This is a genomic window from Algibacter sp. Ld11 (genome assembly GCF_045066735.1).
Classification (GTDB): domain Bacteria; phylum Bacteroidota; class Bacteroidia; order Flavobacteriales; family Flavobacteriaceae; genus Algibacter.
The window spans coordinates 57833-72695 of sequence record NZ_JBISHH010000011.1 but is presented as its reverse complement, the minus strand read 5'-3'; the positions used below and the strand labels follow the sequence as shown (position 1 = coordinate 72695).

At 32.8% G+C, this 14863-nt stretch carries 11 protein-coding genes; 7 read left to right on the top strand and 4 right to left on the bottom strand.

Annotation, left to right across the window (positions count from 1 at the left end; all coding sequences use genetic code 11):
* Position 1: 1 nt before the first annotated feature.
* From ACJJV4_RS05700 to ACJJV4_RS05690, 3 genes are all read left to right on the top strand, one after another.
* A complete protein-coding gene (locus ACJJV4_RS05700) occupies positions 2 to 2029 on the top strand; it encodes an OmpA family protein (RefSeq protein WP_405292500.1) in 2028 nt (675 codons plus the stop codon).
* 4 nt (positions 2030 to 2033) lie between these two features.
* Positions 2034 to 2669 carry an HAD family hydrolase gene (locus ACJJV4_RS05695; RefSeq protein ID WP_405292499.1) on the top strand — a complete coding sequence of 212 codons (636 nt, stop codon included), beginning with the start codon at positions 2034 to 2036 and terminating at the stop codon, positions 2667 to 2669.
* A gap of 76 nt (positions 2670 to 2745) precedes the next feature.
* On the top strand, positions 2746 to 3270 hold the full coding sequence (locus ACJJV4_RS05690; RefSeq protein ID WP_405292498.1) for a ubiquitin-like protein: 525 nt from the start codon (positions 2746 to 2748) through the stop codon (positions 3268 to 3270).
* A 42-nt stretch (positions 3271 to 3312) separates the two neighbouring features.
* Here ACJJV4_RS05690 and ACJJV4_RS05685 read toward each other — a convergent pair whose 3' ends face one another.
* The gene (locus ACJJV4_RS05685; RefSeq protein ID WP_405292497.1) at positions 3313 to 4632 is read right to left on the bottom strand and encodes a hydroxymethylglutaryl-CoA reductase, degradative; all 1320 of its coding nucleotides are present in this window, start codon (positions 4630 to 4632) and stop codon (positions 3313 to 3315) included.
* Positions 4633 to 4783: 151 nt separating this feature from the next.
* Between ACJJV4_RS05685 and ACJJV4_RS05680 the strand changes: the two genes are divergently transcribed.
* The 4 genes from ACJJV4_RS05680 (at position 4784) to ACJJV4_RS05665 (ending at position 11089) form a co-directional block, all read left to right on the top strand.
* Positions 4784 to 6970: a S9 family peptidase gene (locus ACJJV4_RS05680; protein WP_405292496.1), complete on the top strand. Its 2187-nt coding sequence runs from the start codon at positions 4784 to 4786 to the stop codon at positions 6968 to 6970.
* 30 nt (positions 6971 to 7000) lie between these two features.
* Positions 7001 to 8554, top strand: coding sequence for a peptide MFS transporter (locus tag ACJJV4_RS05675; RefSeq protein WP_405292495.1), 1554 nt, complete (start codon positions 7001 to 7003; stop codon positions 8552 to 8554).
* 59 nt (positions 8555 to 8613) lie between these two features.
* Complete coding sequence (locus ACJJV4_RS05670; RefSeq protein ID WP_405292494.1) at positions 8614 to 10398, top strand: peptide MFS transporter; 1785 nt, start codon at positions 8614 to 8616, stop codon at positions 10396 to 10398.
* 142 nt (positions 10399 to 10540) lie between these two features.
* Positions 10541 to 11089 carry a thioredoxin family protein gene (locus ACJJV4_RS05665; protein ID WP_405292493.1) on the top strand — a complete coding sequence of 183 codons (549 nt, stop codon included), beginning with the start codon at positions 10541 to 10543 and terminating at the stop codon, positions 11087 to 11089.
* A gap of 16 nt (positions 11090 to 11105) precedes the next feature.
* Here the strand turns inward: ACJJV4_RS05665 and ACJJV4_RS05660 are convergent, their stop codons facing one another.
* From ACJJV4_RS05660 to lpxB, 3 genes are read right to left on the bottom strand one after another with little or no spacing between them, the layout of a single operon-like run.
* A complete protein-coding gene (locus ACJJV4_RS05660; protein WP_405292492.1) occupies positions 11106 to 13139 on the bottom strand; it encodes a ComEC/Rec2 family competence protein in 2034 nt (677 codons plus the stop codon).
* A 24-nt stretch (positions 13140 to 13163) separates the two neighbouring features.
* Complete coding sequence (locus tag ACJJV4_RS05655; protein ID WP_405292491.1) at positions 13164 to 13739, bottom strand: C40 family peptidase; 576 nt, start codon at positions 13737 to 13739, stop codon at positions 13164 to 13166.
* A 7-nt stretch (positions 13740 to 13746) separates the two neighbouring features.
* A complete protein-coding gene (lpxB, locus tag ACJJV4_RS05650; RefSeq protein WP_405292490.1) occupies positions 13747 to 14859 on the bottom strand; it encodes a lipid-A-disaccharide synthase in 1113 nt (370 codons plus the stop codon).
* Positions 14860 to 14863 lie beyond the last annotated feature (4 nt).

Below are 14863 nucleotides of genomic sequence, written 5' to 3'. Positions count from 1 at the left end.
TATGATTAAGAAAATAACTATAATTTTTGCAATCTGTTTTATGTCTCAGATGGCTATGGGGCAGAAATCTAGAGCCGATCGTTTCTTTGAAAAAGGAGATTACATTAATGCGGCTGTATATTATGAAGCAGCATTAGAAAAAGTACGTCATAAAAATGATTTAGAAAACCTTGCAGAATGTTACTATAACACATTTCAGTACCGTTTAGCTTCGCGACATTTAAAGCAATTGGTAAAGGGCAGATTTGGTGAAAAAGATAAAAGTTATAATAACGAATACAACTTTAAACTTTATCAAATGCTTTCCGTTTTAGGGGATTATGAAACTGGTTTAGAATATTTAAAATTATATAAAGAAAATAATTCAACAACCTTAGATATTGCAGAGTCTATTGATGTTATTGAAACCTTTAAACTAAAAAGTCCGGATTATAATGTTGAAAAAGTTCAGTTTAATTCTGATGCATCGGAATTTGGTGCTGTAAAATATGGAGATAGTGTTTATTTTACTTCCGATAGAGGTGTAAATAAATTATTCGGAAAAACTTATAAATGGACGCATCAATCATTTTTGGACTTATACGTTACGGCGGTAAACAAAGAAAATGATACTGTAGGTGCAGTTAAGGCATTGCCAAAAGGTATCAATTCTAAATATCACGAAGGGAATTTCTGTTTCAGTAAAGATGGTAATACACTATACATTTCAATAAGTAATCTTGTAAAAGGTAAACGCGAGTTTAGTGATGATAATACTAATAATATTCATCTATATAAGGCAGTAAAAGAAAATGGAAAGTGGCTAGAGCCTGAGAAATTATCTTTTAATAAAAATGGCTTTTCTTATCAGCATCCTGCACTTAGTCCAGATGAGAAAAAATTATATTTTTCATCTAATATTGAAGGCGGTTTCGGGAGTTTCGATTTGTATTATGTTGTTTTAAAAGAAGATGAAATTGGAGAGCCTGTAAATCTAGGAACTACAATAAACACAGAAAACCGAGAACATTTTCCGTTTGTATCAAAGGAAGGGCATTTGTTTTTTGCTTCTAACGGTCATTTAGGACTTGGAATGCTTGATAATTTTGTGTCGGAGGTTGTTGATGGTGAGTTCTCTATTCCAACAAATTTAGGTGCACCCATAAATTCTCAATACGACGACTTTAGTTTGTCTTATTATAATGAAAACGAAGGCTTTTTTGCTTCAAATAGAAATAAAATAAATGATGATATTTTTCAGTTTAAGCAATCTGGAGAGATTTTTATAAGAGAATATATTAACACTTTTGAAATTCGTGATGCTGTAACGAAGGCTTATATCTCGAATGCTAAAGTTGTTTTAAGTGATAGAAAAAAAGATGAATTGTATAATAATACTTTAAGTAATCCTTCTGTTTTTAATTTGAATTTACTCGCTGCTCATTATGAGCTTAAAGCTGAAAGCGAAGGGTATTATCCTAAATTATTAAAAGTTGAAGTTTTAGAAAAACAAGATCAAAAGCACGTCTTGTATTTAAAGCAAATTCCGCCACCACCACCAGTTGTTGTAGATCCTGTAGAAGCCATTATTGTTGAAAAGAAAATTGATAAGAAATTAAAAGAAAAAGACCCAACACGGTTTGCTTTGCTTACAGATGTCGATGGGCCTCCGGTTGTAGAGAAAGATGGTAAGTTGTTTTTTCAGTTAGAACCTATTTATTTCGATTTTGGTACGTGGAATATTCGTGCGGATTCTAAAAAAATATTAGATGCGTTGGCTGCCAAGTTGGAGCGTTACCCAGAAATATATTTAAAAATTAGTGCGCATACCGATAGCAGAGGTACAGCAAAATACAATCAGATTTTATCTGAACGTCGTGCAGAATCTACTAGAAATTATTTAGCTTTGGAAGGTTATATAAACGCACGTCGATTATCCTTTAAAGGTTTTGGAGAAATGGAGCCTATTGTTTCATGCCCAATGTTAAATTGTACAGAGGAAGAACATCAATTAAACCGACGTAGCGAATTTGAGATTATTAAATACTAGGTTTATGAAAAAATATAAATGTGTCATTTTTGATTGCGATGGTGTTTTGGTCGATAGCGAACCGGTAAGCATTCAAGTATTAGTTGATATAGCCAATGAATATGGTGCCAATATTGATTTAAATTATGGAATGAAACATTTTAAAGGTAGTTTCTTTACAGCTTGCAAACAGATGATTACTGAGCTTGCTCAAAAAGAACTTCCAGACTCGTTAGAAAGCGATTATAGACAACGCAGTTTTGAAGCTTTTAAAAAGGATATGAAGCCTGTTAAAGGGGTTAAAAATGTAATTGAAAATCTAGAGATTCCTTTTTGTGTAGCTTCAAGCGGGCCAGAAGATAAAATTGAACTTAATTTGGGTCTCACAGGATTACTTCCTTTTTTTGAAAACAAAATATTTAGTTGTTACAAGTTGCAAAAGTGGAAACCAGATCCAGCTGTGTTTTTATGGGCAGCCGAAACTATGGGGTTTATGCCGGAAGAATGTGTTGTAATTGAAGATAGCATATCTGGAGTTCGCGCAGCAAAAGCAGGTGGATTTGATGTTTTTGGTTATGTAGAACACGATTATAACAATCAATTGAAAGATGAAGCGACCCAAACTTTTGATAGTATGAGTAAACTCTTAAAAATGATTTAAAAATCTTTTCGTTGCATGAGGTTAAAAAAAACTTTGTTATGAGAATAAAAAAACTAATTCTATTAAAAATATATCTATGAAGAAAAAGTACGCTTTAATTGCATGTCTGTTTTTGTCTTTAAATGTTATGGCGATGCAAATTTTTGTTAAAGTTAGCGATAGTAAAACTATTACTTTAGATGTTGAAGCTAATGATACTATTGATAATGTAAAGGCAAAGATTCAAGATAAGGAAGGTATACCTCCAAATGAACAAGTTATAAAATATAATGGGCAGACTTTACAAGATGGACGTACGTTAGCTGATTATAATATTCAAAAAGAATCTACTTTATTTTTAGAGTCGTCTACATTGTCAGTAAATAATTTAGCTAATGTAGAGCGTAAATTATCTGTATATCCAGTACCTGCTAAAAATTATATTTCTATTTCTAATTTAAAGGAAATTAAAGCGTACCGTATTATTAATGTGTTAGGGCAAAGAATTCAGGAAGGGTTTGTTTCTAGTAGTAAAAATAGAATTAATATTCAAAGTTTAGATAAAGGGTTTTATGTATTGAATTTTAAAAACGAAGAGTCATTACGTTTCTTGAAAGAATAAATAACTCCTTTATATTGAAAATATCTAGGTGATTTTTTTAATCTATTCCTTTCTTAAATTATTGATAGCATCTACAACAGCGCTATGGCTTACTGGGTTGTTTGCAAAATGTTCAACTAATATTACTTTTTCAGCATCGGTAGCTTCAAACTGGTTTAAAATATTCATCAGGTGCATTTTCATGTGTCCTTGTTGAATTCCTGTTGTCGTGAGAGAGCGTAAGGCTGCAAAATTTTGAGCTAAACCAGCAACTGCTACAATTTGCATTAATTCTTTTGCCGATGGTTTGTGTAATAATTCTAAAGCTAGTTTTACTAAAGGGTGTAAACCTGTAAGACCGCCAACGGTGCCTAATGCTAGTGGAATCTCCATCCAAAAGGTAAATATGCCATTTTCTATTTTAGCATGAGATAAGCTGCTATATTTGCCGTTTTTTGCGGCATAAGCATGCACGCCAGCTTCCACAGCTCTAAAATCGTTACCTGTAGCAAGAACAACGGCATCAATACCATTCATAATACCTTTGTTATGTGTTACTGCTCTGTAGGGTTCTATTTCTGCAATATTAACGGCACGCACAAATTTTTCAGCGAAAGCTTTCCCAGAAATGGTTTTGTTTTCAGTTAAATCTTCAACATTACAACTTACTTCGGCACGTACCAAACAATTGGGAACATAGTTAGATAGTATACTCATTACAATTTCTATGTGTTTTTCTTCTTCCGAAAAACTTTTAAATTGTAAAGCTTCATGTTTAAATGTTTTTGCAAAGTGCTCTAAGCATGAGTTTATAAAATTAGCACCCATAGCATCTAATGTTTCGAAAGAAACATGCAGTTGGTAGTAATCTTCGATATCTGTGGTCTTATCGCGTAACTCTATGTCTAAAATACCACCACCACGGGCTTCCATGTTTTTTGTAATTGGCTTTGCATCGGAAATAAGTTTCGATTTAATAGCCTTAAAAAATAAATCTAAATTCTTAGAATCACCTTTGAACATGAAGTGAACTTGTCCAATTTTAGTGCTCGAAATTACAGTAGTTTTAAAGCCACCACGATCTAGCCAAAATTTAGCAGCTTTACTTGCTGCGGCAACAACAGAGCTTTCCTCAATGGCCATTGGTATGGCGTATAGCTTATTGTTTATTAAGAAATTGGGAGCTACACCAAGCGGTAAATAGTAATTACTAATGGTGTTTTCGATAAACTCATCATGTAATTGCTGTAATTTTTCGTTATCATTCCAGTATTGTTTTAATACTGTTTTGGCGTTTTCTGCATTTTCAAAATAAGTGTTTGCAATCCATTCAATTTTTTTAGATTTTGATAATTTAGAAAATCCAGCAATTGTTTTACTCATAATTTGGTTGTTTATCGGTGTAAAGATAATATACTTCTTATAATTATTCGAGAACTTGAGTTTTTCAAGTTATTTATGTGTTAATATAATGGTTTTTTTAAAGGATTTTCACTAAACTTGCCGTTCTCATGAGAAATAAACATCAATTTTAATGAAATACCTAAGAATCAGCTTTCAGATTTGTCTTTTTTTTACAGCAGTTTTATCGGCTCAAACTAAGGAAATTACCCTCGAAGAAATATGGAATGGAACTTTTAGAACAGAAAGGCTGGATGCTTTGCATTCCATGGCAAATGGTCAGCAGTATTCTGTATTAAATTTTAATCGAGAAGAGCGCAGTACTTCAATCGATATTTACGATTATAAAACCTTGGAAAAGGTTAAAACATTAGTAAATTCTTCAGATTTGGAAAGTGTAGATTACTTTACAGATTATACGTTTAGTAAAGATGAAAGTCAGGTTATTTTAGCAACTAATGAAGAGTCGGTTTTTCGTCATTCTGTATTAGGTCATTATTATGTTTATAATGTAGAAAGCGAGTCTTTACAGTTAATCTCTGAAGACAAAATACAAGAGCCTACTTTTTCCCCTAACGGAAGTAAAATAGCTTTTGCAAAAGAAAATAACCTATACGTCAAAGATTTAATTTCTAATCAAACGTTTCAAATTACTTTCGATGGCGTTAAAAACAAAATTATTAATGGTATTACCGATTGGGTTTACGAAGAAGAGTTTGCTTTTGTTCGTGCTTTCGATTGGAATGCAAATGGAACTCAAATAGCCTACATAAGATTTGATGAAGCGAATGTTCCGGAATTTTCAATGGATATATATGGAACTGCACTTTATCAAACACAAGAGGTATTTAAATATCCAAAAGCTGGTGAGGCAAATTCTAAAGTGTCACTTCACATTTATAATTTAGAAACTACAAAAACGACTGCTGTAAATGTTGGTGATAATTTTGAGTACATTGCAAGAATGGAATGGACAAAAGATACGGATGTTTTAAGTGCTCAAATTTTAAATCGTCATCAAAACGATTTGGAATTAATAGCTTATAATTCGGCAACCAATAAAACCAGCGTGCTTTTAAAGGAGGTTGATAAGGCTTATGTTGATGTTACCGACAACTTGACTTTTCTAGAGGATAATAGCTTTATTTGGACGAGTGAAAAGGATGGTTACAATCATATTTATCATTACAGTAAAGCAGGTGAGTTAGTAAACCAAGTAACTAAAGGCAGCTGGGAGGTAACTAATTACTATGGCTTTAATGAAAAAACTAAAACTATTTTTTATCAATCGGTTGAAAACGGTTCGATTAATCGCGATGTGTATTCTGTAAAGCTAAATGGAAGAAGTAAGAGAAGGTTAACAGTAGATGAAGGAACAAACGGGGCTGCTTTTAGTGCCGATTTTTCATATTTTATAAATACATTTTCGAATGCCTCAATACCGCCAAGATATACTTTAAATAATGCGACTTCGGGAAAAGTCATTAAGTTAATAAAAAACAATGATGGTTTAGCGAAGCAACTTTCAGAATATAAAATTTCTAGGAAAGAATTTGGAACCATTGCCATTAACGGTAATGATTTAAACATGTGGATGGTAAAGCCTATTGATTTTGATGCTTCTAAAGAATATCCATTATTAATGTTTCAATATTCCGGACCGGGTTCTCAACAAGTTGCAAATAGCTGGATAAGTTCTAACGATTATTGGTATCAATTATTGGCGCAAAAAGGTTATATTGTAGCCTGTGTTGATGGACGAGGAACTGGTTTTAAAGGTGCTGCTTTTAAAAAGATAACTCAGAATGAATTGGGTAAATATGAAGTTGAAGATCAAATCGCTGTAGCGAAAGAGTTTGGTGCTTTGCCTTATATCGACGCTGAACGCATTGGTATTTGGGGATGGAGTTTTGGTGGTTTTATGAGTAGTAATTGCTTATTTAAAGGAAACGATGTTTTTAAAACAGCTATAGCTGTAGCTCCGGTGAGCAGCTGGCGTTTTTACGATTCTATTTATACAGAGCGTTACATGACGACGCCACAAGAGAATGCAAGTGGTTATGATGAGAATTCACCTATAAACCATGTTGATAAATTAAAAGGTGATTTTCTTTTAATACATGGTTCTGGTGACGATAATGTGCATGTACAAAACACTATGCGCTTAGTTGAAGCCTTAGTGCAAGCTAATAAACAATTTGATTGGGGTATTTATCCAGATAAAAACCACGGTATTTATGGTGGAAATACAAGGTTACATTTATATACTAAAATGACTAACTTTTTAGATGAAAATTTAGGAGATAAAATCAATCAATAACTAATAGTATTACTAACTAACAACAAGTTTATGGCAGCAAAAGCATTGCAATCTCATCAAAAAGAATTATTTGGACAACCAATAGGATTGTATATTTTATTTCTAACCGAAATGTGGGAGCGTTTCTCTTATTACGGCATGCGTGCCCTGTTAGTTTTATACATGACTACGCAAACAACAGGAGATGATAGAGGAGCAGGTTTAGCATGGACCGACCAAGAAGCTTTAGCGCTTTATGGGTGGTATACTATGCTTGTTTACGTGATGTCTATCCCGGGAGGGATGATTGCCGATAAACTTATAGGCCAGAAAAAGGCTGTTTTGTATGGTGCTATAATTTTGTGTCTAGGGCATGCGGTTTTAGTATTAACAGATATTTGGGCTTTTTACACAGGTTTAGGTTTAGTTATTTTGGGTGTAGGATTATTAAAGCCCAATATTTCTACTATGGTTGGTGGCTTATATAAAGCTGGTGATATTAGACGAGATAAAGGGTTTAGTATTTTTTATATTGGTATTAACTTGGGATCGCTTTTAGCAACCATGATTGTTGGTGGTGTTGTTGCAAAATGGGGTTGGCATGCTGGTTTCGGTCTAGCAGGTGTGGTTATGTTATTAGGTTTAATAAACTATATTGCTGGTCAAAAATATTTAGTTCAAGTTGGTAATTTTGTGCCTAGTACAAATGATGAAAGCGAAGTGTCTTATGGTAAGCTTTATAGTGAGTTATTTAATTCGCCAAAACAATTAATGTTCGCAGGTATTTTATTTGTTGCAACTTTAATAGGTTGGTATTTTATGGGATGGGGATATGGATTGTTATTTTTATTCTTAACAGCCATAGCATCTTTATTGATGATGATTTATAAAGATTTAGATACACAAGTATATAAAGATCGTTTTGTAGTTTTATTATTATCTTTCATTATGGTTATAATTTTCTGGGGTGCTTTTGAGCAAGCTGGTGGATTAATGAATTTGTATACCGATACGAAAACCAATAGAATGTTATTAGGTTGGGAAGTGCCAACTGTTATGTTTCAAAGTTTAAATGCTGGTTTTATTATTCTTTTAGCGACATTTATTGCTGGTATTTGGGCGAAAAGAAAACTTAAAGGTGGAGAAGCTTCTTCTTTATTTAAAATGGCGCTAGGTATTATAATTATGGGATTTGGTTTTGTTTTTATGGTATTTGCAGCTTTAGAATTTGAAAATTCGGGTTCTTCTAGTATGATTTGGTTAGTGTTTGCTTATTTATTTCATACCATTGGAGAGTTATGTATTTCGCCTGTTGCGCTTTCTTTTATTACTAAATTAGCTCCTGTAAAATATGCTTCTTTAATGATGGGTGTGTATTTTGCTGCTACTGGTTTAGGTAATAAAGTTGCAGGTATTATTGGAGAGTCTGCGAGTGAGTTTGGTGAGCTATATATATTCTCTGGTATTGTATTGTTTACGGTGGTAATTGGTGTTTTATTTATTATAATTTTGAAACCATTAAAACGATTAACTCACGGAGCAGAAGAAAGTGAGCGTATTTTAAAAAACGATGAAGCTGAAGGTTTCGAGTTAGCTGAAAACTAAAAAAATAAATAACCCTCTTTTGAGGGTTTTCTTCATTATAACCATTAAATATTCTATTTATGAATACAGATATTGAAAATCTATTTAAAGATAAAGTGATAGGGCATCCTGCAGGTTTGTTTATTATTTTCTTTACAGAAATGTGGGAGCGTTTTTCTTTCTATGGAATGCGTATTCTTTTGGTGTTGTTTTTAACTGCGCCAATGCTTGGTACAAATCCTGGTTGGGATTGGCCTCGTGAGCATGCCTTGGCTTTAATTGGAACTTATGGTTCTATGCTTTATTTAACACCTATTGTTGGTGGATGGGTGGCCGATAAAATAACAGGTTATAAATGGGCTGTTATTATTGGTTGTTTTTTTATGATGCTTGGGCATTTGTCAATGGTTTTTGAAACACCTTGGTCGTTGTATTTAGGTTTGGCCTTATTAATTATAGGTACTGGTTTTTTTAAGCCTAACATGACTTCTATGATTTCTGAGATGTATAAAGGTAAGGAGTCTAAAAAAGATGGTGCTTACACTATTTACTATATGGGCGTAAATGCTGGAGCTTTCTTCGGAATGATGCTTTGTGGGTATTTGGCCGAAAATATTGGTTGGAGTTATGGTTTTGGATTGGCAGGCGTTTTTATGTTGCTAGGATTAATTCAGTTTTGGTTAGCAAAAGACTTTTTTGGACAAATTGGAGAAAAACCATCTAAAGTGCATGAAGTAGAATTACCTCAAAATATCAATGAAAGAAATCCTAAAGAACAGGATGTAACCGAGCATGTTGAGAAGTTAAATCCTTTTACAACTATAGATAAGGTTTTGATAATATTATCTGCACTAGGTGGCTTTCTGTATCTTATTAACGATCCGCTTTCTAAAATTGGAAAGGTTAATTTGCTAAACTTTAAATTAGGAGGTTTAGATGGTTCGAGTGTTACCGTTTTAACGGCGTTAGTTCTATTTTTATATTTAATAATAACACGTATTTCTAGATATTCTAGAATTGTACGAGATAAAATTATCGCAGTTTCAGTTTTTGCTGTGTTCACAGTTATATTTTTTGCAGCTTTTGAGCAAGCTTTAGGTTCTATGACGTTGTTTGCAAGAGATTATACGGAGCGCGCGCTTACTGGAAGTTCTGCTACTATTTTTAAAATAATAGATTTAATATTAACAGTAGGTCCTTTGGCTATTATTACTTATGTTTTGCTTTTACTTTTCAAAAAAACGTACAAGAAAATACTTTTGTCTAATATAATTCTAAGTTTATCTTTTGTGTTTCTGTGGTACATTGTTTATTATAAGATTAATAATGAGTTTAGTAAAGATACCACGGAAGTGCCTGCTACTTGGTTCGGGATTTTAAACTCGTTTTTCATTATTACATTGGCGCCATTATTTTCTAGATGGTGGGAAAGTAAATATAACCCGAGTGCAGCCATGAAATATGGTATTGGGTTACTGCTTTTAGGTTTAGGTTTTGGTGTGTTAGTTTTTGGAACATTGGGTATTCCTCAAGGCGCGCAAACAGCATCTGTTAGTATGGTATTTTTAATACTAGCTTACTTATTGCATACTATGGGTGAGTTGTGTATTTCACCAGTAGGGTTATCATATTTAAGTAAATTGGTTCCAGGTAGAATGATAGGGTTTATGTTCGGTATTTGGTATTTGGCCATTGCTATCGGTCAAAAAGCAGCAGGAACCATGGGAGGCATGATTGATAAGATTACAGCAGAGTATTCTCTAAGTAGTTTTTTCTTGATATTTACTATTGTTCCCGCAATATTTGCCTTAATTTCATTGGTGCTAAATCCATTGCTTAAAAGGCTTATGCATGGTGTTCGATAATAAAATAAAATGTTAAAATATATAAGAACGCTCCTTTTTTAGGGGCGTTTTTTGTAAGTTCGGTACGGCTTTTGTTACTTTTGTAACAAGTTAAAGGTTTCAAATAACTAATATGAAGCTGAATACATTAAAATTAATGGCAATGAAAAAAATAACATTCGCGTTTTTATTTACGCTTATTTCCACGGTTTACGTAAGTGCGCAAGAAATTAAATGGTTAACATTAGAAGAAGCTATTACGCTTCAAAAGAAAAATCCAAAAAAGATTATGATGGATATTTATACCAACTGGTGTGGGCCTTGTAAAATGTTGGATAAAAACACATTTCAAAATAAAGAAGTTGCAGATTATGTAAATGAACATTACTATGCCGTAAAGTTAAATGGTGAAGGGAATGCTGTCATAAATTACAAAGATAAATCGTTCAGTAACCCTAATTACGATCCTGCTAAGGCGAATAGACGTAATTCTGCACATGAATTAGCGCGATATTTTCAAATAAACGCATATCCAACTGTTTTGTTTTTTGATGAAACAGCTGAGGTTATTACACCGTTAAGAGGTTATCAAACACCAACACAACTGGAGTTGTATTTAAAGATGTTTAAAAACGACGATCATAAAAATATAAAAACTCAAGATGAATTTAATGCATATTACAATGCGTTTAAATCAGAGTTTAAAGGATAGGGCCTAGAGTATACCCTTAATAGTTTATTATAAAAGCTCCCTTTTCATGCGTGTCATGAAAAGGGAGTTTTCGTTTTTTACAAATAGCTTTCCATTGTTTTGTGTAAGATTTATAGTTGCTGCCATCCGCAACTATATATTTTGGATTAATAGAGTCGATTAATCTGTTTAGGTTTATTTTGGGTGATTGGCGCAGTAGAACATAATCGGGATTAAACGATTTGATGTGGTAGGTGTTTAAGCTATCCACAACTAATAGTTTTTTGTCTTTCAATAGATAAATAGATTGAAGCTTATTGTGTTCAATGTTGTTAATGGAATGACCTACGGTATAGTTTTTTATAGTTGAATTTTTTAAAAGAGCCGTGCTGTCTAAATCATGAGCTACGCTTAATTTGTTTTGCATTGTGTTGCCAATCATGCTAAAACGACTTTTATGAAACACGACAAATTGATTAGAAGGTTTTCTAAAATTTGTGTAAATAAGAGCACACTGAAAACCAATTACAGCTAAAAGCGCCCATTTTAAATTAGAAAACTTATAATTTTTACAGATTTGTATTATTGAAAAAATTATAAGATAAGACGTTAATACATGCCAGGTGGTAAAATGAACATCGTTGAAGATAAATGAATCTTGTTGAGAAATAACACTCATAATATAATTCATTCCGCTAATAATATATCCAAAAAAGTCTGCTAAAAATAAGGGTAATATATTTAGAGAAGCCATTAGAATCACAACGATTCCTAGGCCTAAAATAATAGCTAACGGCGGAATAATAATGATGCTAGACAACAAGAATAGCCCAGCGAATTGATGAAAATAAAAGAGTAGAAGCGGAGCAATACCAAATTGAGCTGCGATACTTATAGTAATAGTATGCCAATAAATATCTAGTAATTTGTTTTTTGGTTGCCATAATTTATAAATCATCGGGTCTATGTAGACAATAGCAAGTACAGCCATATAGCTTAATTGAAAACCAACATCGAATATATAAAGCGGTTTTAGTAATAAAAGAATAAAAACTGAAATTGCTAAGGTGTTGTATATATTAGTTGGTCTATTTAAGTTTTTTGCAATTGCAACAATGCTAAACATCGTTACGGCTCGAGTTACCGATGCTGTTAGACCAGCAATTATGGCAAAACTCCATAGAATGATAAGTATTAATATTGCTTTCTGGAGTTTACCGAACTTTAAACGTTCCATCGGTTTTAAACTCCAATTTAATAGAATTAGTATAACTCCAATATGAAGTCCTGAAATAGCCAATATATGTATAGCTCCTGCATTTCTGTAATCGTTATAAATGTCTTCACTGAGGTCTTGTCTTTGCCCCAGAAAAAGCGCATTAATTACAGCGAGTTCGTCGGGCTTAAAATGATATTTTTTTAATTTCGAATTAATAAATTGCCGAGTGGAATTTGCGTATCCAAATACCGTATGTGTATTATCGTTAATTAAAAATAGCTCGTGCCGTTTTAAGCTGACTTGATGATAAATGTATTTCTTTTCTAAATACGATTCGTAATCAAATTGAAAAGGATTTAACGGATATCCTAAGCTGTTAAAACTGCTTTTTGTGGAATATATGTCGTCTACATTAAGTGATGGATTTATAGTGTCTTTTTTTATGCTTAGTAACGATTTTCCTTTTGTTGGTTTTGTGTCCACTTGTAAAACGTCGATTACATATTTATCGTAATAAGTATTTGATTTTAAAACTTCACGAATTCTAAAAGTTATTGCTTGGTTATTTTTATTTAAAATATGGTGTGTATAATGGTTGGTGAAGTTTTGTTCGTTGTGGATATTTACAGTGAGGATTCCAATAGAAATCATTGAGATAAAAGCAAGGATTCCGAACCAGATAGTTTTAAAAAACTGTTTTTCGGCTATAAAATAAGCTATACCTAAAAAGAAGGATGCGGCTAATGTAAAATACAAAGCCGTCATTAATGCGATTGAAAAAAAATACCCAGTTAGAATGCCAATAACTAGGCAAGTGGTTAGTTTAATTATGGTGAAATTGAGAATTTTCATAATTAAACTAAGATATAAAATATCTTATAAAATCCGACGAGCTTCGTAAAAAGCTTTATGCCAGTAAGTTTCGTTTATCCAAGAGGTCATTACACCTTTGCTACTCGTGGCATGTATAAATTCAATATTGTTATTTTCTATAGAAACAATGAGTCCAACATGGTTAATGGCATTTCTTCTATTTCCGGTTTTAAAGAATAGTAAATCACCTTTATGCACATCTTTTAAATTAATTTTATCACCACGCTTGGCCATGTCTCGAGAAATTCTTGGTAAATTCACGTCGTATGCTCTAAACGATTCGTAAATTAATCCCGAACAATCCATTCCCGCTTTAGTAGTGCCACCCCATTTGTATCGAACACCTTCAAAACTTTCGGCGTACTCAATAATGTTGTCTGCTTTTGTTCTTCTGCTATTTGCGGTTCTTGGTCTATAATTTTTTTCTTCGGAAGAAATAACTACGCGTCCATTTTCGTATGCATCCGATTTTTTAGTGATTATTTTAGAAGAAGAATTGGAATTTCTTTTTGATTGTTTAGAAGATTTACAGCTACTAAAACTAATAAATATAGCAAGTACAAAAATGATTTTTTTCATATAAAGATTAAGCTTTTATGGCGTTGTATATTAATTTCGCAGTTTTTTCACTAGCACCTTTTCCGCCAAGGGCTTTCTCTAATTCGTAGTACTCTAAAAAGAGTTTTTTTCTACCTTCTTTGTCCAAGATACGTTCTAATTCTTTTTTAAGATTTTTTTTATTAAAATCACTCTGAATAAGTTCTGTAACTACTTCTCTGTCCATTACTAAATTTACTAACGAAATAAATTTTAAAGTAATAATGCGTTTTGCGATTTGGTAAGATATGGCACTGCCTTTATAGCAAACTACCTGCGGTACTTTAAATAACGCGGTTTCTAATGTGGCGGTTCCTGAGGTTACTAAAGCGGCAGTAGAAATGCTTAATAAATCGTAAGTTTTGTTGTCAATAAATTTTACGTTAGCCGATTTGATAAAGGTTTGATAAAAACTGTAATCCTGACTTGGTGCACCTGCAATTACAAATTGGTAGTTTTTGAAATCGTTGACAAGGCTAAGCATTACCGATAACATTTTGGTAATTTCTTGTTTTCTGCTTCCTGGTAATAGGGCGATAATAGGTTTGTCGCTAAGTTGGTGAGTTTCTCTAAACGTTTTTTCGCTAACTTGTTCTCTGTTAGCAATGGCATCAATAAGTGGGTGTCCAACAAAGTTTACTTGGTAATCGTATTTTTTGTAAAAATCTTCAACAAAGGGAAGAATAACATACATGGCGTCTATATCATGTTTTATATTTTTAACACGGCTTGCTCTAGAGGCCCAAACTTGTGGCGAAATATAATAATGAGTTTTAAAATGGGCTGCTTTGGCCCATTTGGCAATACGCAAATTAAAGCCCGAATTATCAATAAAAATAACAACGTCTGGTTTGTAGTCAGCAATATCTTCTTTACAAAAATTTATAAATTTAGATATTTTTCTCAGGTTCATAATCACTTCAATAAACCCCATAAAAGCACGCTCTTTGTAGTGTGTTACTAAAGTGCCACCTACAGCTTGCATAAGGTCGCCTCCCCAAAATCTAATTTCGGCTTTTGGGTCTTCTTGAAACAAAGCCTTCATTAGGTTTGAGCCATGTAAATCTCCCGATGCTTCACCTGCGATAATATAATACTTCATTTGC